The sequence below is a fragment of the Mesorhizobium sp. 113-3-3 genome, from assembly GCF_016756495.1.
Taxonomy (GTDB): domain Bacteria; phylum Pseudomonadota; class Alphaproteobacteria; order Rhizobiales; family Rhizobiaceae; genus Mesorhizobium.
The window spans coordinates 3,762,854-3,784,965 of sequence record NZ_AP023243.1; the positions used below are offsets into that span (position 1 = coordinate 3,762,854).

General features: G+C 63.9%; 18 protein-coding genes. 16 read left to right on the forward strand and 2 right to left on the reverse strand.

All coding sequences use genetic code 11. The features are described 5' to 3' along the window. The first annotated feature begins 43 nt into the window (after positions 1 to 43). The 13 genes from JG746_RS18335 (at position 44) to JG746_RS18395 (ending at position 16,037) form a co-directional block, all read left to right on the forward strand. On the forward strand, positions 44 to 1,258 hold the full coding sequence (locus JG746_RS18335; RefSeq protein WP_202354086.1) for a deoxyguanosinetriphosphate triphosphohydrolase: 1,215 nt from the start codon (positions 44 to 46) through the stop codon (positions 1,256 to 1,258). A gap of 62 nt (positions 1,259 to 1,320) precedes the next feature. After that, positions 1,321 to 3,078: an arginine--tRNA ligase gene (argS, locus tag JG746_RS18340; RefSeq protein WP_202354087.1), complete on the forward strand. Its 1,758-nt coding sequence runs from the start codon at positions 1,321 to 1,323 to the stop codon at positions 3,076 to 3,078. Positions 3,079 to 3,181: 103 nt separating this feature from the next. Next, complete coding sequence (locus JG746_RS18345; RefSeq protein ID WP_202354088.1) at positions 3,182 to 6,595, forward strand: SPOR domain-containing protein; 3,414 nt, start codon at positions 3,182 to 3,184, stop codon at positions 6,593 to 6,595. A gap of 166 nt (positions 6,596 to 6,761) precedes the next feature. Further along, complete coding sequence (nagZ, locus tag JG746_RS18350) at positions 6,762 to 7,781, forward strand: beta-N-acetylhexosaminidase (protein ID WP_095790978.1); 1,020 nt, start codon at positions 6,762 to 6,764, stop codon at positions 7,779 to 7,781. A gap of 63 nt (positions 7,782 to 7,844) precedes the next feature. Further along, positions 7,845 to 8,648: a segregation and condensation protein A gene (locus JG746_RS18355; protein WP_027046916.1), complete on the forward strand. Its 804-nt coding sequence runs from the start codon at positions 7,845 to 7,847 to the stop codon at positions 8,646 to 8,648. Then, positions 8,645 to 9,409, forward strand: a complete 765-nt coding sequence (gene scpB / locus JG746_RS18360; RefSeq protein WP_202354089.1) for an SMC-Scp complex subunit ScpB — start codon at positions 8,645 to 8,647, stop codon at positions 9,407 to 9,409. The genes JG746_RS18355 and scpB overlap by 4 nt, the downstream gene beginning before the upstream one ends. Before the next feature lie 180 nt (positions 9,410 to 9,589). Continuing rightward, positions 9,590 to 9,811, forward strand: a complete 222-nt coding sequence (locus tag JG746_RS18365) for a twin-arginine translocase TatA/TatE family subunit (protein WP_010909892.1) — start codon at positions 9,590 to 9,592, stop codon at positions 9,809 to 9,811. Positions 9,812 to 9,841: 30 nt separating this feature from the next. Next, complete coding sequence (gene tatB / locus JG746_RS18370) at positions 9,842 to 10,603, forward strand: Sec-independent protein translocase protein TatB (protein WP_202354090.1); 762 nt, start codon at positions 9,842 to 9,844, stop codon at positions 10,601 to 10,603. Then, entirely contained in the window at positions 10,600 to 11,475 is an 876-nt protein-coding gene (gene tatC / locus JG746_RS18375) for a twin-arginine translocase subunit TatC (RefSeq protein WP_202354091.1), read from the forward strand. The genes tatB and tatC overlap by 4 nt, the downstream gene beginning before the upstream one ends. Positions 11,476 to 11,580: 105 nt before the next feature. Further along, a complete protein-coding gene (serS, locus tag JG746_RS18380) occupies positions 11,581 to 12,885 on the forward strand; it encodes a serine--tRNA ligase (protein ID WP_202354092.1) in 1,305 nt (434 codons plus the stop codon). Continuing rightward, the gene (gene surE, locus JG746_RS18385; RefSeq protein WP_202354093.1) at positions 12,885 to 13,643 is read left to right on the forward strand and encodes a 5'/3'-nucleotidase SurE; all 759 of its coding nucleotides are present in this window, start codon (positions 12,885 to 12,887) and stop codon (positions 13,641 to 13,643) included. Before serS ends, surE begins: the two co-directional genes overlap by 1 nt. Beyond that, positions 13,640 to 14,293, forward strand: a complete 654-nt coding sequence (locus JG746_RS18390; RefSeq protein ID WP_202354094.1) for a protein-L-isoaspartate(D-aspartate) O-methyltransferase — start codon at positions 13,640 to 13,642, stop codon at positions 14,291 to 14,293. The genes surE and JG746_RS18390 overlap by 4 nt, the downstream gene beginning before the upstream one ends. A 178-nt stretch (positions 14,294 to 14,471) precedes the next feature. Then, entirely contained in the window at positions 14,472 to 16,037 is a 1,566-nt protein-coding gene (locus JG746_RS18395) for a peptidoglycan DD-metalloendopeptidase family protein (protein ID WP_202354095.1), read from the forward strand. 110 nt (positions 16,038 to 16,147) lie between these two features. Here JG746_RS18395 and JG746_RS18400 read toward each other — a convergent pair whose 3' ends face one another. Continuing rightward, positions 16,148 to 17,038 (reverse strand): NAD-dependent epimerase/dehydratase family protein, encoded by an 891-nt coding sequence (locus JG746_RS18400; RefSeq protein ID WP_202354096.1) that lies wholly within the window; start codon positions 17,036 to 17,038, stop codon positions 16,148 to 16,150. A gap of 111 nt (positions 17,039 to 17,149) precedes the next feature. On the opposite strand from JG746_RS18400, the gene JG746_RS18405 reads away from it, so the two are divergent. Continuing rightward, on the forward strand, positions 17,150 to 17,971 hold the full coding sequence (locus JG746_RS18405) for an AraC family transcriptional regulator (protein WP_202354097.1): 822 nt from the start codon (positions 17,150 to 17,152) through the stop codon (positions 17,969 to 17,971). Positions 17,972 to 17,977: 6 nt separating this feature from the next. On the opposite strand, the gene JG746_RS18410 is transcribed toward JG746_RS18405, so the two are convergent. Then, entirely contained in the window at positions 17,978 to 18,853 is an 876-nt protein-coding gene (locus JG746_RS18410) for an ATP-binding protein (protein ID WP_202354098.1), read from the reverse strand. Positions 18,854 to 19,145: 292 nt separating this feature from the next. On the opposite strand from JG746_RS18410, the gene yajC reads away from it, so the two are divergent. Together yajC and secDF are read left to right on the forward strand one after the other, a co-directional pair. Next, positions 19,146 to 19,487 carry a preprotein translocase subunit YajC gene (yajC, locus tag JG746_RS18415; RefSeq protein WP_010909882.1) on the forward strand — a complete coding sequence of 114 codons (342 nt, stop codon included), beginning with the start codon at positions 19,146 to 19,148 and terminating at the stop codon, positions 19,485 to 19,487. 51 nt (positions 19,488 to 19,538) lie between these two features. Continuing rightward, the gene (secDF, locus tag JG746_RS18420) at positions 19,539 to 22,088 is read left to right on the forward strand and encodes a protein translocase subunit SecDF (protein ID WP_202354099.1); all 2,550 of its coding nucleotides are present in this window, start codon (positions 19,539 to 19,541) and stop codon (positions 22,086 to 22,088) included. The last annotated feature ends 24 nt before the right edge of the window (positions 22,089 to 22,112 follow it).

Sequence of the window (22,112 nt, forward strand, 5' to 3'; positions counted from 1 at the left end):
GGGCCAAGTCAACTAGATCAAGTCAACTGCGGCAGCATCAGCCATGACCAATGAGTTGGGCGACATCGGTTTCGGCTATCGGCCGCGCGCGGCTTATGCCACGGATCCGGCGCGCTCGCGCGGCCGGCTGTTCGACGAGGTCGAGAGCCCGACCCGCACGCCGTTCCAGCGCGACCGCGACCGTATCATCCACTCGACGGCGTTCCGGCGGCTCAAGCACAAGACGCAGGTCTTCATCGCCCATGAAGGTGATCACTACCGCACACGTCTGACTCATTCGATCGAGGTGGCGCAGATCGCGCGTGCGCTGGCGCGGGCGCTGCGCGGCGACGAGGATCTCGCAGAGGCGGTGGCGCTGGTGCATGATTTCGGCCACACGCCCTTCGGCCATACCGGCGAGGACGCGCTGAACGACAAGATGGCGGCCTGGGGCGGTTTTGATCACAACGCCCAATCGCTGCGCATCGTGACGCGGCTGGAGGCGCGCTACGCCGAATTCGACGGGCTGAACCTGACCTGGGAGACACTGGAAGGCCTGGTCAAGCACAATGGCCCGCTGACGGATGCCAGCGGCAAGGGGCTGAAAGGGCCGGTGCCACAGGCGATCCGTGATTATTCGCAACTGCAGGACCTCGAACTCGACCGCTTCGCCGGCATCGAGGCGCAGTGCGCGGCGATCGCCGACGACATCGCCTACAACACGCATGACATCGATGACGGGTTGCGGGCAGGGCTCTTGACGCTCGACATGCTGAAAGCCGTCTCGCTGCCGGGAAAGATCCTGGACGGCGTGCGCCAGCGCTATCCCAGGCTCGATGACGTGCGCACCGGCCACGAACTGATGCGGCGGCAGATCACCGCCATGGTCGAGGATGTCATCGTCTCGGCGACCGCAAATCTGGAACGTGTCGGGCCGCAAAGCGCCGACGCGGTGAGGGCGGCGGGCGAGACGATGGTGACCTTTTCCGCCGAGATGGCCGCGGCCGAGAAGGAATTGAAGGCGTTTCTCTACAAGCACCTCTACCGGCACGAGGAGGTGATGCGGGTGCGCGCCGGCGCCGAGCAGATCGTCAGGGACCTGTTCGACGTCTATTTCGCCGATCCGCGCGCCATGCCGGATGGCTGGCGCGAGGGGCTGGACCGGGCCGAGGATCGCATCAAGGCGCGCTCCGTCGCCGATTTCCTGGCAGGGATGACCGACACCTACGCGCTCAAGGAACACAGGCGTTTGTTTGACCGCACCCCGGATTTGAGCTAGGGCGAGCGCGATTTTGCCGGCCAACGAGCCGGATTCGCCCTAAAGCCGCCAGAGCAATACCCATGAACATCTTCGCCGATTTCACCGCGCGAGTCACAAAGGCTGTCGAAGCGCTTGATCTGAAAGACAAGGACGGCGTTTCGCCCGACCTGTCGCGCATTGCCGTCGAACCGCCGCGCGACGCCAGCCATGGCGATCTCGCGACCAATGCGGCGATGGTTCTGGCCAAGCCCACCGGGCAGAACCCGCGCGTGCTGGCCGAGAAGCTCGCGCTGGCGCTGCGCGACGACAAGGATGTCGCCGCCGCCGAGGTCGCCGGTCCCGGCTTCGTCAATCTCCGCCTGAAGGACGGGTTTTGGCAGGCGCATCTGTCAGCGCTTCTGGGCGAGGGCCGCAACTACGGCCGCTCGAAGGTAGGCGCCGGCCGGAAAACCAATGTCGAATATGTCTCCGCCAACCCGACGGGGCCGATGCATGTCGGCCATTGCCGCGGCGCCGTCGTCGGCGACGCGCTCGCCAATTTGATGGCGTTTGCCGGCTACGACGTCACCAAGGAATATGTCATCAACGACGCCGGCGGACAGATCGACGTGCTCGGGCGGTCGGTCATATTGCGGTATCGGGAGGCGCTCGGCGATGACATCGGCGAGATCCCGACCGGCCTATATCCAGGCGACTATCTGGTTCCACTTGGCCAGGCGCTGGCGAAAGAGTTTGGCCGCAGCTTGCTCCAAATGCCGGACGATGAGGCGCTGGCCATCGTCAAGGATCGTGCGATCGACGCCATGATGGCGATGATCCGAGAGGATCTGGCGCTGCTCAACGTGCATCATGACGTGTTCTTCTCCGAACGCACGCTGCACGCCGACAATGCCAAGAAGATCCGCTCGGCGATCAACGACCTGACTCTGAAGGGCCATATCTACAAGGGCAAGCTGCCGCCGCCCAAGGGCGAGAAGCCCGACGACTGGGAAGATCGCGAGCAGACGCTGTTCCGTTCGACCGCGGTTGGCGATGACATGGACCGGGCGCTGGTCAAGTCCGACGGCGCGTTCACCTATTTCGCCGCCGACGTGGCGTATCTGAAGGACAAGGTCGATCGCGGCTTCGTCGACCTGATCTACGTGCTTGGCGCCGACCATGGCGGCTACGTCAAGCGGCTGGAAGCGCTGGCGCGGGCTATTGCCGGCGACGAGGTGAAGCTTACCGTCCTGTTGTGCAATCTGGTCAAGCTGTTTCGCGATGGCGAGCCCGTTCGCATGTCGAAGCGGTCCGGCGATTTTGTCACGCTTCGGGAAGTGGTGGAGGAGGTTGGCCGCGACGCCATCCGCTTCATGATGCTATATCGCAAGAGCGATGCGCCGCTCGATTTCGATTTCGCCAAGGTCACCGAGCAGTCCAAGGACAATCCGGTGTTTTATGTGCAGTACGCTTCGGCGCGCTGCCATTCGGTGTTCCGGCAGGCGAGCGAACAATTGGGCGAGGCGAATTTCGATCGCAAAAGCCTGGCTGCCGCCGCGGCTTCGCTGACCGACGAAGGCGAAATCGGCGTGATCCGCAAGCTCGCCGAATATCCGCGCCTGATCGAGTCCGCCGCTCTTGCGCTGGAGCCGCATAGGCTGGCATTTTATCTCTACGATCTGGCTTCCAGTTTCCACGGACACTGGAACCGGGGCACGGATAATCCGGACTTACGTTTTGTTAAGGTTAACGACCGACAATTGACGCATGCCAGACTAGGGCTGGTGCAGGCTGTTTCGGACGTTCTGACGTCCGGCCTGACGCTGATCGGGGCCGCTGCGCCCACCGAAATGCGTTAGGTTTGACTAAATAACCTGTCACCTTTTGCCCACATTGCGCTGGTAAGGGCCAACCCTGCGCGACGTCCATGGCGTCCGAATGAGTGCGAGTTCGGGAACAATAATGGCAGACAGAACCCAGCTGAGAGTAGCCGACAACAACGACATCGCTGACGATGATCCGTTCGCGGAACTGACCAGGATCATGGGATTCGACCCACGCCAGCCGGTCAAGCAGCAGGCGCGGGTCGAACCGCAGGTCGCTGCCGCCAGCCAGCCCGTGCAAGAGGACGATTTCGACATCGACCTCGAAAAGGAGCTGATGGGCGAGTTCGACGCTGGCGACAGCGTGGCGACTCCGGTTGTCGAGGCTCATGAGCCGGCATTCGAAACGGCGGCCGCTCCGGCGCAGGACGACGACCTTGCGTTGTCGCTAGACGACGATTTCCATCTGGACTTCACGGGTGCCGACGAGCAGGGGCTCGTTGCCGGCCGTGCCGATACCGGCGCTGCCGAAGCCGCGCCATCCGTCGAGCCCGCCTTCGACGCTGATTTCGACAATGCCGTTGCCAGTTCGCTCGAGGACGTTTCGCCCTTCGAGGACGATCTGCGGATGGATGACGAACTTGCCGCGTCGCTCGATCAGGACTTCCACATCGAGGACCATGCCGTCGAGGACGAGGCCGTCGAGGCCCAGCATGCCGTTGCCGAAGTGCCGATGGCTGCCGAGCCGGCCCCCGAGCACGAATTCGACGATGCGGCCGCGTTTTCGCTCGAAGACGAGCTGATGCTGGACGGCCATTCGGCTGATCAGCGCCCCGTGGCTGCGGTCGCGGTCGACTATCCGGAGCCGGTGCTGGCCGCCGCGCACGAGGCTGAGGCGATTTCCGACGACGATTTCGACGGTCGCTTCGAGGCCGCCATGGCGGATGTCGATATGGATTTTGACATTCAGGCGGACGAGCCGGTGGCCTTTGATGCGGCAGAAGCGCACGAAGTGCTCGCCGATGCCGTGGGCACGAGGGGCGAGTTCTCGAACCCCGAAGCCGTTTCGGATGATTCTTTCGATCTGAACCTGGACGATGCGTTTGCCGAGCCTGCCGAAGAGCCGGTCGCCGAGGTCGCAGCCGCCGCGGTCCAGCCGATAGCTCCGGCGACGCCGGCAGCCATCATGGCTGAGCCGGCGCCGGCCCCCGTGGCGGACGAACGCAGCCTCGAAGACGAGTTGAATGCGCTTCTGGGCGCCATGACGGCACGCACGCAGCCGTCGGCCAAGGAGCCCGTCGCCGCTCAGCCCGTTGTGGCTCAGCCGGTTGCCGCTCCCGTTCAGCCGTATGCTGCTCCATATGCTGCCGCGCCTGCGAAGGCCGCCGAGGAACCGGCCGATCTTGTCGGCGATCTCGACTGGGATCTCGACGAACAGGCGACCGAGGATCTGCATGCCTCCAGCGCCGCTGCCGATGCCGATCTCGACGATCTGCTGCTCGATGAGCTTCAGGGCCAGGATATGGGCGCGGATGCTGCCGATCATGGCGACATCGATTTCGACGATGATGCGTTCGATGCGGCCTTGGCCAGCAATCTCGATCCGCGCGACGAGGCAGCTTCCCGCCAGGATCAGGCCGATTCCCTCGATTGGCTGGCCGAGCGCTCCGCGCCGAGCGAGCCGACCCGTTCGTGGAGCCGCGTGACACCGGTTCCCCAGCACCCGGCATTCGCCGCGCAGCCGTCCGCTTCGATGGCGGCCAGGCCCGCCGAGCCTGATGTTGCCCCTGCGGTGGCCGTCGTGCCGTCCTACCGCGCGCCTGAGCCGGTTGCGGCAGCTCCCTATGCAGCGCCGGTATCCGCACCGCAGCCGCGCCAGTCCTCGCGCTACGACGAGGTGCCTGATGTCGAAACGGTCGATGTGCCGGAGCGCGTCGTGGCGCTGGCGGACGATCTCGACATTCCGGAACTGCATTTCGAGGAAGATGAACCGGCCGCAACAGGTTATGACGACCTCGACGCCGAGTTCGCCAGCCTGCTGACGGAAATGAATTCGGTGGAGGTCGCGCCTGCTCCCGCCGCGCCCGCAAGCAGCGCTGCCTATGCCGATGAAGCCTTCAATGGCGGGTTCAATCAGGGCTACCAGGCGCCGGCCTATGAAGAACCCAAGCCGGCATATGACGGGGTCAAACCGGCCTATCAGCCGGAAGCGCGTACCTATGCGGCTCGGCCGGCGGAAATGCCCGCGCGCGCCGCGGCGAACACCGGCTATGCCGACGCCGCCGATGGCTTCGATCTCGACAATCTGCCCGGCAGCCAGCCGGTCTCGCAGGCCGACGATTTCACCGTCGATGAACTCGATTATGATCCCGAGCTGGACGAAGCAATGGCCGTTCCGGGTCTCGGCGAACGGGAAGCCGCGAGGCCGTCGGGCCGCCGCGGCCTGTTTATCGCCGCGATCGTCGGTGCCGTGGCCGTCGCAGGCGGTCTTGGCGCCTTTGCGCTGTCTTTCGGCGGCAAGGGCGGCAGCGAAGCGCCTGTCATCGTCAAGGCTGACAATTCGCCGATCAAGGTCAAGCCGGAAAATCCGGGCGGCACCGTGGTGCCGAACCAGGACAACAAGGTCTATGACGCGGTGGTCAAGGGCGCGAAGCCGGCCGAGCCGGTGCAGCAGAAGCTTGTCACCAACACCGAGGTCCCTGTGGATGTGCAGGCCAAGGACCCGGCCCGCGCCATCGATCTTTCCGCTGGCCAGGGTGCTACCGTTGGTGATGACGGCAATGCCGCGCCGACCGCAAGTGCCGCGCCGGCTGGCAATACGGCTCCGGCCGGCAATGCAACCCAGGCTGACAATGCGGCGCCCGCGCCCAAGTCCGAGGACCGCATCGCGCAGGTGCTGCAGGATACCGACAAGGGCACCAACAACGATGTCGTCGCCGTCGCGCCGCGCAAGGTGAGGACGATGGTGGTCAAATCGGATGGCTCGCTGGTGCCGCGCGAGGATCCGACGCCGGCCGCACCGCAGGTGGCGGCCGCCGAGCCGAGCGATCCGGCGCCGCAGCATGTCGCTGCACCGTCGGCGCAGGCCGATGCAGACCAGACCGGCACGGTTGCGCCCGCCGTGGCCCAGTCGGGCGATGAACCGGCCCTCAAGCCGGCGGCCAAACCGGCCAAGGCGCAGTCGGCCAACACGCCGGCCAAGGTTGCGATCGCGCCGCAGCGTCCGTCCGACCAGCCGGTCGATGTCGTCGGCGAGGTCAAGCCCGACCAGGTCGCGTCCATCGACCCGGCAACGACGGCGACCGGTAGCGGTTCGTGGTCGATGCAGGTTGCTTCGCAGCCGACGGTGGAAAGCGCCCAGTCGACCTACCAGGACCTGCAGCGCCGCTATGGCAGCGTGCTTGCCGGCCGCACCGCCAACATCGTCAAGGCCGAGATTGCCGGCAAGGGCACGTTCTACCGCGTCCGGGTCGTTGCCCAGTCGCGCAACGATGCCATTAATCTGTGCACCAGCTACAAGGCTGCCGGCGGCAACTGCTTCGTCTCGCGCTAGACGACGTTCAACTGTTCAAAGCCGGCGCGGCCCAAGGTCGCGCCGGCTTTTTCATGTGCCTGACCTTTCACATGCCTGACTTTTTCATGTGGAAGCATATCCCGTGGTTTGACGCATGTTTCCCGAGACGATTCCCTTCGGCCGCGTGAAGCCCTAGACTCCTGACATGACCGAATCAAAATCCATGATCCTCGGCTGCGCCGGGAAATCGCTCACCCGCGAAGAAATCAATTTCTATCGCAATGAATGCCCGTGGGCCTTCATCCTGTTTGCCCGCAACATCGGCGAGACCGAGCAGATCCGCGATCTCGTCGCCGAGATGCGCGACTGCATCGGGCGGCCGGACGCGCTGGTGTTCATCGACCAGGAAGGTGGCCGGGTGCAACGCCTGCGGCCGCCGCTGGCGCCGAACTATCCGGCGGGCGGGGCGCTTGGCGCGCTGTGGCGCGACGATCACGACGCCGGCGCCCGTGCTGCCTGGCTGATGGCGCGCCTGCACGCCTTCGACCTGCTGCGCTACGGCATCACCGCGGATTGCCTGCCGGTGCTCGACGTGCCGATCGAAGGCGCCAGCGACGTCATCGGCGCGCGCGCCTACGGCAAGGAGCCGCGCGCGGTCATCGAACTCGGCCGGGCCGCCGCAGAGGGCCTGATGTCGGGCGGCGTGCTGCCTGTGATGAAGCACATCCCCGGTCATGGCAGGGCCTTTGCCGACACGCATTTCGAACTGCCAACGGTCGATGCCTCGCTCAGCGATCTGCAACGACATGACTTTGCCCCGTTCAGGGAGCTCAACGACCTGCCGATGGCGATGACGGCGCATGTGGTCTACAGCGCCATCGACCCCAAGAACCCGGCGACGACGTCAGGCAAGGTCATCGACGAGATCATCCGCCGCGACATCGGCTTTGACGGGCTCCTGATGAGCGACGACACCTCGATGAAGGCACTTTCTGGGGATTTCCCGACAAAGGCGGCGTCGATCCTTGCGGCGGGCTGCGATCTGGTCCTTCACTGCAACGGCGTTTTCGAGGAGATGGCGGGCATTGCGTCGCGCACCACGGGGCTTGAGGGCAAGTCGCTGGAGCGTGCAAAGCGGGCGCTGACCTATATAAGGAAACGCGACGCGGCCGAGGAAACCGAGATACGCGCTGAATTTGCCACCTATTTCGATGCGGTGGCCTAACCAAGGGAAGTGACAAAGGCAGTGGCGGAAACGTTGGAAAGCAAGGCCGCGAAGGCCGCACCGATGGACCGCCTGTGGGCCGAGAATGACGATTCACGCGTCACCGGCGACCCGTCGCTGGTCGTCGACGTGGCCGGTTTCGAAGGCCCGCTCGATCTGCTCCTGCACCTTGCCCGCACCCAGAAGGTCGACCTGGCGCGCATCTCCATCCTGGCGCTGGTCGAGCAGTATCTGGCGTTTGTCGAGACGGCGAGGGCGCTGCGGCTCGAACTTGCGGCCGACTATCTGGTGATGGCGGCGTGGCTCGCCTTCCTCAAGTCGAAGCTGTTGATCCCCAAGCAGCCAGGTGAAGAGGGCGAAAGCGGCGAGGAACTGGCGGCCGTGTTGCAATTCCGGCTGAAGCGGCTGGAAGCCATGCGCGATGCGGCGGCGCGCCTGGTCAACCGCAACCGGCTCGGGCGCGACGTGTTCGCGCGCGGCATGCCCGAAATGGTCATCATCGAGAAGCGCAACGCCTATTCGGCGTCGCTCTACGATCTCCTGACCGCCTATGCCCAGCAGCGGCAGAAGCAGGCGATCACCAATGTGACGATCGCCAGACGAGGCGTGTGGTCGCTCAAGGACGCGCGCGACATCCTGACCCGGCTGATCGGCTCGCTGCGTGACTGGACCGCCCTGGACAGCTTCCTCATCCAATACATGACCAGCCCGGAAGAGCGGCGTACGGCGATCGCCAGCTCGTTCGCGGCGACACTGGAACTGGTGCGCGAGCGCAAGATGGATCTGCGGCAGGACGAGGTGTTCGCGCCGATCTATCTGCGCGATCACCGCGCTCCGGCAATCAAGGCAGTCGAGGTGGCATCATGAGCGAACGCGCCAACGCTTCGGTTATCCCCTTCAAGGTGGACGATGAACTGGAAGGCGAGCTCGACCAGGCCTCGGCAGAGAACCCGGCGCAGAATCCGGCCGAGCGCCTGCATATGGCGGAGGCCGTGCGCATGGCCGAGGCGATCGTGTTCGCCAGCGCCGAACCCGTCAGCGAAAAGCAGCTTGCCGCGCGCCTCCCCGACGGCATCAACGTTGCCCTGGCGATGGCCGAGCTGCAGCAGGTCTATGCACGGCGCGGCGTCAATCTGGTGCGGGTCGGCGACGCCTGGGCGTTCCGCACCGCCGGTGACCTCGCCTTCCTGATGAGCCGCGACACGGTGCAGCAGCGCAAGCTTTCGCGCGCGGCGCTCGAGGTGCTGGCGATCATCGCCTATCACCAGCCGGTGACGCGCGCCGAGATCGAGGACATCCGCGGTGTCGAGACGTCGAAGGGCACGCTGGACACGCTGCTCGAGACGGAATGGGTGCGCATGCGCGGCCGCCGCAAGACGCCCGGTCGTCCCGTAACCTATGGCACCACCGAAACCTTCCTCGACCATTTCGCACTCGAGGAAATCCGCGATCTTCCCGGAATGGAAGAACTGAAGGGGGCGGGCCTGCTCTCGGGGCGCATGCCGTCGAATTTCTCCATCCCGCAGCCGCCGGCCGATCCCGACGCGCTGACCGAGGACGAGGATCCGCTGACTGACATCGATCTCGAGGAACTAGGTCTGCTGACGCCGCGCGTCACGGAAGATTGACCTGCCGGCCTCTGTCCAAGCGCTCCGATAGGTCGTAGATGCGCCGATTGGTAGCGGGCCAGCGAGTCGAAAAAGCGTGACATCCGTCACCCTTTCATAAACTCTGTCGCTGTTGTGTTTGAATCCCAACGCGAAAACGCATAGATCATCGCCAGGGAAAACATTCGAGAGAGATTTGCTATGGGTTCATTTTCGATTTGGCACTGGATGATCGTGCTGGTGATCGTGCTGCTGGTTTTCGGCCGCGGCAAGATTCCCGAGCTGATGGGCGACATGGCCAAAGGCATCAAGAGCTTCAAGAAGGGCATGGCGGACGACGACGTCGCCGACGACAAGCGCACCGTCGAACACCGTGCCGACGAGACCGTTTCGGCCGTGAAGGAAAAAGCCAGCAAGAGCTGAGCCAAAAAGTTCTAGTCGGAACAGAGTGCCATGTTTGAAGTCGGCTGGACCGAAATGCTGGTGATCGCGATCGTCATGATCGTGGTCGTCGGGCCGAAGGATTTGCCCAATATGCTGCGCACCTTCGGCCGCACGACGGCGAAGCTGCGCTCGATGGCCGCCGACTTCCAGAAACAGTTCAACGAAGCGCTGAAGGAAGCCGAACTCGACGACGTCAAGAAGTCGGTCGACGAACTCAGGGGCTTGAGCCCCGTTGCCGAGATCAGGAAACAGCTCAACCCGTTCGAGCAGGCGGCCGCCGATGTGCGCGCCGGCGTCGACCAGGCGATGAAGCCGAAGCCAGCCGCCGATCCGGCAACGCCCGCCGCTTCGACGCCACAGGCGGCCGAGCCGTTGAAGAACGCCGCAACGGAAATGCCTGGCGTCAGTGCGGCGGGAGCCGCAGCGCCGACGCCGATTTTCCCGGCCATGACCGATGAATCGGTGGTGACGGCCTCCACGGAACCTGCCGTGGCGCCGAAGGCATCTGCCGCGAAGAAGGCGGCCAAGGCCTCGCCGACAGCAAAGGCTCCGGCGAAGGCGGCGACGGCAAAGGCCGCGCCGGTGGCGACGGCAAAAGCCGCATCCGCGTCCAAGACGCCTGCGAAGGCGTCGGCAGCAAAGCCTGCCGCCGCCTCAGTGAAGAATACCGCTGCCAAGGCGACTGCTGGAAAGACCATGGCGAAAGCCGAACCGAAACCCGCGCCAGTGAAGAAGCCGGCGGCCAAGAAGACGGCTGGAGCCGCCAAGTGAGCGTTTCGGACAAGGAAAAGGACGAGATCGAAAAATCGTCGGCGCCGCTGATCGAGCATCTCATCGAGCTGCGCCGGCGGCTGATCTGGTCGCTCGGCGGCTTTTTCGTCGCCTTCCTGGTATGCTTCTTCTTTGCCAAGAAGCTGTTCAACCTTCTGGTCGTTCCCTTCAAATGGGCGACCAAGTGGGCGGGTCTCGATCCGCACAAGGTCGAGCTGATCTACACCGCGCCGCAGGAATTCTTCTTCACGCAGGTCAAGCTCGCCATGTTCGGCGGCATGGTCATCGCCTTTCCGCTGATCGCCACGCAGATCTACAAATTCATCGCGCCCGGTCTCTACAAGAACGAGCGCAACGCCTTCCTGCCGTTCCTGATCGCATCGCCCATCCTGTTCCTGATGGGCGCCTCACTGGTCTATTTCTTCTTCACCCCGATGGTGATGTGGTTCTTCCTCGCCATGCAGCAGGCCGGCACGGACGATCAGGTGCAGATTTCGCTGCTGCCGAAAGTGTCGGAATATCTCAGCCTGATCATGACGCTGATCTTCTCCTTCGGCCTGGTGTTCCAGCTGCCGGTGGTGACCAGCCTGATGACGCGCGTCGGCATGCTGTCGTCCAAGGCGCTGGCCGAGAAGCGCAAATGGGCGATCGTCATCGCCTTCGTCGTCGCCGCCGTGCTGACGCCCCCCGATCCGATGAGCCAGATCGGTTTGGCCATCCCGACCATCCTGCTCTACGAGGTCGCCATCTGGGCCGCGCGGTGGATCGAGCGCAGCCAGGAGCGCGAGCGCCTTGCGCGCGAGAAGCAGGAAGCCGGGGAGACCGTGGCGGACAAGACGCCGGACGAGCCGCCGGCGCCGGCTGCCTCGTAAGCCGTCAGCAGCGGCGGAAAACGACAACCGCCGCCCAGCCTCATCTTGCATCGATCAAGGATGCGGTTTACGCCCCTCTAGCCTAGCTTTGAGGACGTTAAAACCATGCTTGACATCAAATGGATTCGCGACAACCCGAAGGCCCTAGTCGAGGCGCTGGCCAAGCGCTCTTGGTCGACGGCTGAGGCGCAGTCCACGGTCGATGATTTGATCGCCAGGGATGAGGCGCGGCGCGAACACGTCACCGAGCTGCAGACCAAGCAGGAGCGCCGCAACGCCGCCTCGAAGGAGATCGGCAACGCCATGCGTTCGGGCGACGCCGCCCTTGCCGAAAAATTGAAGGCCGAAGTCGGCGATATAAAAACCTTCATCCAGAATGGCGAGGCGCGCGAACGCGAGCTCGACAAGGCGCTGAACGACGCGCTTGCGGTGCTGCCCAATGTGCCGCTCGACGACGTGCCTGTCGGCAAGGACGAACACGACAATGTCGTCAAACACATCGTCGGCAAGGTGCCCACGCGGCCGAACTGGGTGAAGGAGCATTTCGAAGTTGGCGAAGCGCTCGGCATGATGGATTTCGAGCGGGCGGCGAAGCTGTCGGGCTCACGCTTCACCGTGCTGAAGAGCGGCTTGGCGCGGATGGAACGCGCCATCGGCCAGTTCATGCTCGACCTCCACACGACCGAGCACGGCTATGAGGAAGTGATCCCGCCGCTGATGGTGCGCGATGAGGTGCTTTTCGGCACCAACCAGCTGCCGAAATTCGAGGAGGACCTGTTCTTCACGCCGCACGGGGAGGGCAGGCTTGGCCTGATCCCCACCGCCGAAGTGCCGCTCACCAACCTGGTGCGCGAGGAAATCACCGCGCATGAAAAACTGCCGCTGCGCTATACCGCGCTGACGCCGTGTTTCCGTTCGGAGGCAGGCTCAGGTGGGCGCGACACGCGCGGCATGCTGCGCCAGCACCAGTTCTACAAGGTCGAGCTGGTGTCGATCACCGACCAGGACTCTTCGCTGGCCGAGCATGAACGCATGACGCAATGCGCCGAGGAAGTGCTGAAGCGGCTGGAACTGCCGTTCCGCACCATGGTGCTGTGCACCGGCGACATGGGTTTTGGCGCGCGCAAGACCTACGACATCGAGGTCTGGCTGCCCGGCCAGAATGCCTATCGCGAAATCTCGTCCTGCTCGGTCTGCGGCGATTTCCAGGCGCGCCGCATGGACGCCCGCTACAAGGACAAGGACGGCAAGGGCAACCGCTTCGTCCACACGCTCAACGGTTCGGGCACCGCCGTCGGCCGTGCGCTGATTGCCGTCATCGAAAACTACCAGAACGAAGACGGCAGCGTAACGATTCCTGAAGTGCTGCGGCCTTACATGGGCGGTCTGGCAAAGATCGAAGCGAAGTAATGCGCATTCTTCTCACCAATGACGACGGCATTCATGCCGAGGGCCTGGCGTCGCTCGAGCGCGTCGCCCGTACGCTCTCCGACGATGTCTGGGTGGTGGCGCCGGAGCAGGACCAGTCCGGCTATGCGCATTCGCTTTCGATCTCGGAGCCGTTGCGGCTGCGCAAGATCGGCGAGAAGCATTTTGCCGTGCGCGGCACGCCGACCGATTGCGTCATCATGGGCGTCAAGAAGATCCTGCCCGGCGCGCCCGACCTGATCCTGTCCGGCATCAATTCCGGCGCCAACATCGCCGATGACGTGACCTATTCGGGAACCGTCGCCGGCGCCATGGAAGGCGCGCTGCTCGGTATCCGTTCGATCGCGCTGAGCCAGGGCTATTCGTATGTCGGCGAGGACCGCATCGTCCCCTACGAGACCACCGAGGCGCTGGCGCCGGCGCTGCTGAAGAAGCTCGTTGCGACGCCGCTCCCGGACGGCGTGCTGCTCAACGTCAATTTTCCGAACTGCCTTCCTGAAGAGGTCGCCGGCACGGTGGTCACCATGCAAGGCAAACTCGTGCACAGCCTGTGGGTCGACGAGCGCCGCGACGGGCGCGGCCTGCCTTACTACTGGTTGCGCTTCGGCCGCGAGCCGGTCGAGGGCAAGCAAGGCACCGACCTCCATGCGCTGCGCAACCGTCTGGTGTCGGTGACGCCGTTGCAGCTCGACCTCACCGCGCATGAGATCCGTGACCAGCTGAGCAAGGCGCTTGCATGAACCTGCCAATCGATGACCGCGAAGGATTTGCCGCTTTCCTGTTGCGCCTGCGCGGCAGGGGCACCGTGCCGAAGGCGCTGATCGCGGCTTTCGAGGCAACGCCGCGGCGCGGCTTCCTGGCGGCCCACTTCCACCAGCTCGCCTGGTCCGACCGCATGCTGCCGATCGAATGCGGCGAGGCGATCGAAGGCGCCGACATGCAGGCGGCGGTGATCGCGGCCCTTGCCATCGAATCGGGAAACCGCGTGCTCGAGATCGGCACCGGCTCCGGTTATACGGCGGCGGTGATGTCGCGGCTGGCGGCGCGGATCGTCACCATCGACCGCTACAAGACGCTGGTGGAGCAAGCCAGGCAGCGCTTTGAGGCGCTGGGCATCGGCAATGTCATCGTGCGCCAGGCGGACGGCTCCGGCGGCCTGCCTGCCGAAGGGCCGTTCGACCGCATCGTCGCCTGGGCCGCCTTCGACAGCCTGCCGCGCTTCCTGCTCGACCAGCTGTCGAGCGGCGGCATCGTCATCGCGCCGATCGGGCCGGAGGAGGGCGAGCAGGTGCTTGCCAAGCTCACCAAGGTCGGAAGCCGTTTCGAGCGCGAGGATATCGGCCTCGTGCGGCTGCAGCCGATCCTGCGCAGCGTCGCGGCGATCATCTAGTTTTCGGCACAGTATTGGTTCGCGGTCGAACACCTGTTCGACCTGATGATCCCTGCCGCCAGCTATCCCCAAATGTTTTAAGAAAATTTTCGTCGGATTCTAATGGGTTAACCGCCCGGTAACATTAACGCGCTTTAATCCTGTCTCAGTTGGTGCAGCGTTTGTGCGGGTTAGTGCGATGCAACTCAGTGTTTTGAAGGCAAACAGTCGCAATCTGGCGCGGGGCTGCGCTGTTCTCATGATTGCAGGCGCGGCCGCCGGGTGCAGTTCCCAGGCTTCGCGGTTCAACAGTGTCGACGACGTCTTCACTTCCTCGACCAACAATCAGCGCGCCATCATCAACAAGCAGGATGCCGCGCAGCCCTATCCGGGCGATGTTTCGGCCGCGCCGCTCGACGGCAGCCACACGCAATCGGTCAGCCGCTCCAGCCTCGAACCGGTTTCGAGCCGGCCTTTGCCGCCGCCCGCATCAGCCCAGGCGCAGTCCGCGCCGGCGCTCGCGCCTGCCGCCAATCCGGTGCGTGTCGCAACGGCTCCCGCCATGGTTCGACCTGCTCCTCATGTCGACAGGACGACGACCGGCACTGTCGAACCGGCCGCCAAGCCGTTCAAGAATGCCCAACCTGATGCGCCCAAGATGGCCGACGCGCCGAAGGTGGCCGAGGCGGGCAGGCCGCACGCGACCGAAATCGTCGTCAGGGACGGCGAGACCATTTCCGGCCTGGCCGCACATTACAAGGTGCCGGCCGATGTCATCATGAAGGTGAATGGTCTCAGCCCGACCAAGGGGCTGAAGACCGGCCAGAAGATCGTCATCCCGGCCTATGCCTATTCGAGCAAGGCGGAGCCGAAGGTCGCCGACGCCAAGCAGTTGAAGGACGGGCCCGCGAAGGACGGCAAGCACGATTTGCCGGCCACCGCGCCGGACAAGGTCGCCGTCCTGCCGCAGCAGCCCAAGCTCAAGGAGGGCAAGGCCGCCGCGCAGGTCGATGCTTCGGCAGCCGCGAGCCAGCCCAAGGAGCCCAAGCTGGCGCAGGTCGCCAAGGCAACTGGCGCCCCCGGCACCTATACGGTCCAGTCGGGTGACACGATGTCCTCGATCGCCAGGAAGACCGGCGTTGGCGTCGTTGCGCTGAAGCAGGCCAATGACATGAAGGACGGCTTGCTCAAGATCGGCCAGACCCTGAAGGTACCGGCCGGCGGAACCGCCACGGTCGCCAGTGCCAAGCCGGCGAAGGTCGACCCGGTGACCACTGCAACCACGCAGCCTCCGGCAAAGACCACCCCGTCGGAAACGCTGGCGTCCTACACGCCGCCGAAGAAGGACGCGAAGGTTATCCAGCAGGCCGAGGACGACGAAGCGGTGGCGCCCGATGCCACGGGTATCGGCAAGATGCGCTGGCCTGTGCGCGGCCGGGTGATCTCCGGTTTCGGGTCCGGCAAGGACGGCGTCGACATCGCCGTGCCCTCGGGCACGCCGATCAAGGCGGCCGAGAATGGCGTCGTCATCTACGCCGGCGACGGGCTCAAGGAATTCGGCAATACGGTGCTGGTGCGCCACGAGAACGGCCTGGTCACCGTCTACGGTCATGCCAGCTCGATCGAGGTGCAGCGCGGCCAGAAGGTCAAGCGCGGCCAGGAGATCGCGCTCTCGGGCATGAGCGGCACGACGGACTCGCCGAAGCTGCACTTCGAAGTGCGCAAGAACTCGGCGCCGGTCGATCCCTCGACCTATCTCGAATAGAACAAAAAAAGCGATTTGCGGGCCGTCTGACCTCCAGTCCGGCCCGCCGGCTCAGCCCGTTCCGCAAGGAGCGGGCTTTTTCAGTTTGTGCAAAAGCCCGCCCGCCCGGTTCACAGATGATCGCGGAGCGTGTCGGCGATCATCTCCTCGAGGCTGCTGGCTTTGACGCCCAGCAGCGCCTCAGTGTCGAAGGCGTCAACCAGCAAGGGGCTCTCGAAGAGGTAGCTCATCTCGACAGCCTCATGCATGCCCAGGGATTCCATCTCGGAGGCGGAATAGGAACGTATCCCCGAAACCTCTCGTGCGAGCATCGCCGCGGTTTTCTGGATGAGCTCCCGGGGTGAGGCGTACTGCGAGGGAACGTGAAATGCCCGGTCCCATTCACCCTTGTAGCTGGCCGCCGCGACCAGTGTGCTCGCGACGTCCCTGGTGAAGCTCCAGGCATGGGTTGCGTCGAGGTCTCCGATGAAGGCGGTAGGTTTGCCGTCGATGATGGAGGGCAGGGCGATCAGCGAGAAATAGCTGATCGCGCCATGTCCGAGATAGTCGCTGGAGCGTATTTCGAGCGCCGGCACGTCGGCACGAACCGCCCGCTGCCACATGATCGTCCTGGCGGTTCCCTTCCTCGAAGTCGGGTTCAGGGGCAGATCGCAGCGAAGCGGGCTATCGGCGTTTTCTCCATAACCATAGAGGTTTCCGAGCACGATGAGCTTGGCGCCGACCGCTTCGGCCGCGCGCACGGTGCCGTCGATGATGGGGAAAAAGTCGGTCGGCCAGCGATCATATGCCGCCATGGCGCACATGAAGATGGCGTCGGCGCCTCGGCAGATTCGCGACAGTTCCGAGGCATCCGTGGCATCGGCCTGTATGGTCCGCACGTTCGGCAAAACGTTCGAACCGATGCTTCGGCTGGTGAGAACGACTTCATGTCCTTCTTCACTGAGAAGACGCGCGGTCTCGCGACCAACCGGGCCCGCGCCGACGACAACATAGAAACTCATGGCAACCTCTCTTCCAAGCTTGATGGAGAGGCGTGCGTACAGCTTCGCGGCATTGAAAATCGCGCGGGAATTGCCAAATCTTGAGCAGGTTTCGCCACGAATCGAGAGAGCATGCGTCCACAATCCGCTCCGGCCCGATCCCTATCCGACGTGGCGATGATCTCCCGGCATATCGATGCGGGTGTCCACCGCCTGCCGCGGGCGCCGCACCATCGCATCATGGTCCACGCAAGCGCGGCGACACGCTCCTACTGCAATCAGGTCGGGCGTTATTTCGTCAGGCGCGCCGGCGATATCGACCTGGTGCCGGCCGGCGAGGAGGGCGGTTTCGAGGCTGAAACTCCGTTCGATACGGTCGAGATCGTCTTGCAGCCGGCCTTGATGGAAAGGGTGGCGGCAGAACTTGGCGGCAGGGGGTCGGTATCGCGGCTCGACACCCGCCATCTGCTTCGTGACCAGCGCATCGAACATCTCGCTCGCGCACTGCATAGCGACCTCGATGCAGGCGCGCCGAGTGGCTCTTTGTTTGCAGACAGCATTGGCGCCGCGCTCGCGGTCAGGCTGCTCAGCCTGGATGATATAGACATCAATCGAACGAACCGCTTGCCGGATGTCCAGCTCAAGCGCGTGCTGGAGCACATTGAGACCGCTCTCCACGAGCCGCTCTCGATCGATCGACTGGCCCGGGTTGCGGGCGCGAGCAGCTCGCACTTGCGGACATGGTTCAAGGTGGCGACGGGCGTCACCCTGCACCGCTACGTGTTGCGACGCCGCGTCGAACGCGCGCGCCTCCTGCTGCGGCAAGGCGATCTCAGCACCAGCGAGGTTGCGGAGTTGACGGGCTTTGCGCACCAGTCACATCTGGCGCATTGGATGCGCCGCGAGATCGGCCAGACGCCGCGCGACGTGCGGCGGGCGCAGCCGCCCAAGTGACACGCCTCAATCCTTGAGCGGCTTGCCAAGCCGGCCGGCCAGATCCTGCGTGAACTGCCAGGCGACGCGGCCCGAGCGGCTGCCGCGCGTCGTCGCCCACTCCAGCGCCTCGGCACGCAACTGCTCGGGGTCGATGTCGAGGCCGTGATGGCTGGCATAGCCGTTGATCATCTCGAGATACTCGTCCTGCGAACATTTGTGGAAGCCGAGCCAAAGCCCGAACCGATCGGACAACGAGACCTTCTCCTCGACCGCTTCGGACGGGTTGATGGCGGTCGAGCGCTCATTGTCGATCATGTCGCGCGGCAACAGATGGCGCCGGTTCGAGGTGGCGTAGAAGATGACATTGGCCGGGCGGCCCTCGACGCCGCCTTCGAGCGCTGCCTTCAGCGACTTGTAGGAGGTGTCGTCATGATCGAAGGACAGGTCGTCGCAGAACAGGATCACGCGGAAGGGCGCGGCCTTCAGCAGACCCATCAGCTTCGGCAGCGTGTCGATATCCTCACGGTGGATTTCGATCAGCTTGAGCGGCAGGTCGGATTTGGCCCTGGCGTTGATCTCGGCGTGCACAGCCTTGACCAGCGACGATTTGCCCATGCCGCGCGCGCCCCACAACAGCACATTGTTGGCGGCAAAGCCGGCGGCGAAGCGCTCTGTGTTGTCGACCAGGATGTCGCGGACACGGTCGACGCCGCGGATCAGGCCGATGTCGACGCGGTTGACCTTGCGCACCGGCTCCAGATAGCCGGGATCGGCCTGCCAGACGAAGCACTCGGCCTCTGCGAGGTCGGTTTCAGGCACCGGCGGTGGGGCGAGGCGGCCGACAGCGTCGATCAGGCGGTCAAGTTTCTTGTTGAGGGCGTCGATGGTGCTGTCGGTCATTTCAGGTCTTTTGGCTCGTTTCCTGGGGTGGGCAGCTGGGACACGTTCGAATCCGTCGGGTTCGAAACCGGTCCCAACCTTTTGTTCGAGCGTGATCTTTTCTGTAAACCGGCTCTCGCTTTTCGCGATCATGCTCTAACACGGGCGAACAGGCCGGAAAAGCAGCCGATTTGGTCGGTCGCGCAGTTGCATTGACAACTTTACCGACTATATTCCGGCCAAATTTCACGGAGCCGCCAAATTCCACAGCACTCGGTTTGGCGGCTGTTTTTCAAAATTCAGGAGTACCTCGATGTTCGTGACACCGGCATACGCCCAAGGCATTGGCGGCGCCTCTCCCGATATGTTCATCAGCATTTTGCCGTTTGTCCTGATTTTCGTGATCATGTATTTTCTGATCATCCGCCCGCAGCGCACGCAGCTGAAGAAGCGCGGCGAGATGCTGGCGGCGGTCCGTCGCGGCGACACGGTGGTTACCGGCGGCGGTTTCGTCGGCAAGGTGACGAAGGTGATCGACGACAACGAGCTCGAGATCGACCTCGGCGGTGGCACCAAGGTGACTGCGCTGCGCTCGACCATTGCCGATGTGCGCGTCAAGGGCGAACCAGTCGCCAACCAGAACGCCAAGAAGTAACCCAATTTCAGGCGGAGCGATCCGCGGACACGCTCTGACGGACGACGCCATATGCTGTATTTTTCGCGCTTCAAGATGATCCTGATCTGGGTGGCCGTTGCCATCACAGTGATCCTCGCCGCGCCCAATCTGTTCCCCGCCAGCACGTTGGCCCAGCTGCCGAGCTGGGTGCCCAAGCGGCAGATGACGCTCGGCCTCGATCTTCAGGGTGGTTCGCACATCCTGCTGGAGATGAACCAGAACGATCTGATCAAGGATCGGCTGGAGACGACGCGCGACGAAATCCGCACACTGCTGCGTGACGCCAAGATTGGCTATACCGGCCTTGCCGGCACCGGGCGGACCTTGCAGGTCCGCATCACGGACCCGGCCCAGCTCGATGCCGCAAAAAAGGCGTTGAAGACCTTGACCGATCCGGTCGCGGCCGGCCTCTTCACCGGCGGCTCCATCCAGGAAATGGCGCTGGATGATTCCGAGCCGGGCCTGCTCAAGTTCACCGTCACCGACGCCGGCATCAAATACCGCACGTCGACCGCATTGGCGCAGTCGATCGAAGTGGTCGAGCGCCGCGTCAACGAACTCGGCACCACCGAGCCGATCGTGCAGCGGCAAGGCGACGACCGCATCCTCGTCCAGGTGCCTGGCCTGCAGGATCCGCAGCGGCTGAAAGAAATCCTCGGCCAGACCGCGAAGCTGACCTTCCAGATGGTCGACCAGTCGATGCCGGTGCAGGACGCGCTCAAGGGGCGTCCGCCCGCAGGCTCCTCGGTGCTCTATTCCCAGGACGACCCGCCGGTTCCGTATCTGATCGAAAACCGCGTCATCGTTTCGGGCGAAAACCTGGTCGACGCGCAGGCGACCTACAATTCGCAGAACAACGAGCCGGTGGTTTCATTCCGCTTCGATTCGAAGGGCGCCGCCCGCTTCGGCCAGGCGACCTCGCAGAATGTCGGCAAGCTGTTCGCCATCATCCTCGACAACCAGGTGATCTCGGCGCCGCAGATCCGTGAACCGATCCTCGGCGGCACCGGCCAGATTTCAGGCAATTTCACCGCCCAGAGCGCCAACGATCTCGCCGTGCTTCTGCGAGCCGGTGCGCTGCCGGCGACGCTGACGGTCATCGAAGAGCGTACCGTGGGTCCGGGCCTTGGCCAGGATTCGATCCATGCCGGCAAGGTCGCCGGCATCATCGGTTCGATCCTCGTCGTTGCCTTCATGTTCGTCGCCTATGGCTTCCTCGGCTTCCTCGCCAACATCGCGCTGGCGGTGCACGTGGCGATGATTGTCGGACTGTTGTCGCTGCTTGGGGCGACGCTGACCTTGCCTGGCATTGCCGGTATCGTGCTGACCATCGGCATGGCGGTCGATTCCAACGTGCTGATCTACGAACGTATCCGTGAAGAACGACGGCTTGGCCGCTCGGTGATCCAGGCGATCGACACCGGCTTCTCGAAGGCGCTGGCGACCATCGTCGATTCCAACGTCACCTCGCTGATCGCCACGGTTGTGCTGTTCTATCTCGGCACCGGCCCGGTGAAGGGCTTTGCCATCACCTACGCCATCGGCATCCTGACCACGGTCTTCACCGCTTTCACCTTCACGCGCCTGCTGGTGTCGATCTGGCTGCGCCGCGCCCGTCCGAAGGAACTGCCGAAGGCGCCGGTGACCTTCATTCCGCCGGGCACCAAGATCCCCTTCATGGGCATCCGCCGCTGGACGTTCGCGCTGTCGAGCATTCTGTCGGTGCTGTCTGTCGTGCTGTTCATGACGGTCGACATCAATTACGGCATCGACTTCAAGGGCGGCTCGATGATCGAGGTGCAGTCCAAGAGCGGCACTGCTGATCTCGGCGACATCCGCGCCAGGCTGACCGAACTCAACATCGGCGAAGTGCAGGTGCAGCAGTTCGGCGCGCCGAACGACGTGCTGATCCGCGTCGGCACGCAGGACGGCGGCGAGAATGCCGAGCAGACCGTCATCGACAAGGTGCGCGGCGAGCTGCAGGACCAGTATGATTTCCGCCGTGTCGAAGTCGTGGGCCCGACGGTTTCCGGAGAACTCGCCAAGCAAGGCACCATCGCCATGCTGGTCGCGCTGATCGGCATCCTGGTCTATGTCTGGTTCCGTTTCGAGTGGCAGTTCGCGGTCGGCGCCATCGTGGCGACGGTGCACGATGTGGTCATGACGCTCGGCTTCTTCGTCATAACCGGGCTTGAATTCAACCAGTCGTCGCTGGCGGCGATCCTGACCATCATCGGCTATTCGCTGAACGACACGATCGTGGTCTATGACCGCGTTCGAGAGGATCTGCGAAAATACAAGCGAATGCCGCTGCCGCAGCTGTTGAACAATGCCATCAACGAAACGCTGTCGCGAACGACGCTCACCTCGGTGACGACGATCCTGGCCTTGCTGGCGCTGGTGCTGTTCGGCGGCGAAGTCATCCGCTCCTTCACCATGGCGATGCTGTTCGGCGTTGTCTTCGGCACCTATTCGTCGATCTTCATCGCCGCACCGCTGCTGATCCTGTTCAAGCTGCGGCCGCAGGCCTCGGCCGACGAGGAGAAGCCGGTCAACGGCGGCAAGGCGGTCGCGACCTGACGCGCGGCCCCGAAGGGGTGTGAC

Excerpts from the sequence above, each read along its gene's own strand:
- JG746_RS18395 (WP_202354095.1), top strand. The coding sequence starts at position 14,472 with ATGCAACTCAGTGTTTTGAAGGCAAACAGTCGCAATCTGGCGCGGGGC.
- JG746_RS18410 (WP_202354098.1), bottom strand. The coding sequence starts at position 18,853 with ATGACCGACAGCACCATCGACGCCCTCAACAAGAAACTTGACCGCCTG.
- JG746_RS18400 (WP_202354096.1), bottom strand. The coding sequence starts at position 17,038 with ATGAGTTTCTATGTTGTCGTCGGCGCGGGCCCGGTTGGTCGCGAGACC.
- JG746_RS18365 (WP_010909892.1), top strand. The coding sequence starts at position 9,590 with ATGGGTTCATTTTCGATTTGGCACTGGATGATCGTGCTGGTGATCGTG.
- surE (WP_202354093.1), top strand. The coding sequence starts at position 12,885 with ATGCGCATTCTTCTCACCAATGACGACGGCATTCATGCCGAGGGCCTG.
- JG746_RS18355 (WP_027046916.1), top strand. The coding sequence starts at position 7,845 with ATGGACCGCCTGTGGGCCGAGAATGACGATTCACGCGTCACCGGCGAC.
- argS (WP_202354087.1), top strand. The coding sequence starts at position 1,321 with ATGAACATCTTCGCCGATTTCACCGCGCGAGTCACAAAGGCTGTCGAA.
- yajC (WP_010909882.1), top strand. The coding sequence starts at position 19,146 with ATGTTCGTGACACCGGCATACGCCCAAGGCATTGGCGGCGCCTCTCCC.
- tatB (WP_202354090.1), top strand. The coding sequence starts at position 9,842 with ATGTTTGAAGTCGGCTGGACCGAAATGCTGGTGATCGCGATCGTCATG.
- JG746_RS18335 (WP_202354086.1), top strand. The coding sequence starts at position 44 with ATGACCAATGAGTTGGGCGACATCGGTTTCGGCTATCGGCCGCGCGCG.
- JG746_RS18345 (WP_202354088.1), top strand. The coding sequence starts at position 3,182 with ATGGCAGACAGAACCCAGCTGAGAGTAGCCGACAACAACGACATCGCT.
- nagZ (WP_095790978.1), top strand. The coding sequence starts at position 6,762 with ATGACCGAATCAAAATCCATGATCCTCGGCTGCGCCGGGAAATCGCTC.
- scpB (WP_202354089.1), top strand. The coding sequence starts at position 8,645 with ATGAGCGAACGCGCCAACGCTTCGGTTATCCCCTTCAAGGTGGACGAT.
- JG746_RS18405 (WP_202354097.1), top strand. The coding sequence starts at position 17,150 with ATGCGTCCACAATCCGCTCCGGCCCGATCCCTATCCGACGTGGCGATG.
- secDF (WP_202354099.1), top strand. The coding sequence starts at position 19,539 with ATGCTGTATTTTTCGCGCTTCAAGATGATCCTGATCTGGGTGGCCGTT.
- serS (WP_202354092.1), top strand. The coding sequence starts at position 11,581 with ATGCTTGACATCAAATGGATTCGCGACAACCCGAAGGCCCTAGTCGAG.
- JG746_RS18390 (WP_202354094.1), top strand. The coding sequence starts at position 13,640 with ATGAACCTGCCAATCGATGACCGCGAAGGATTTGCCGCTTTCCTGTTG.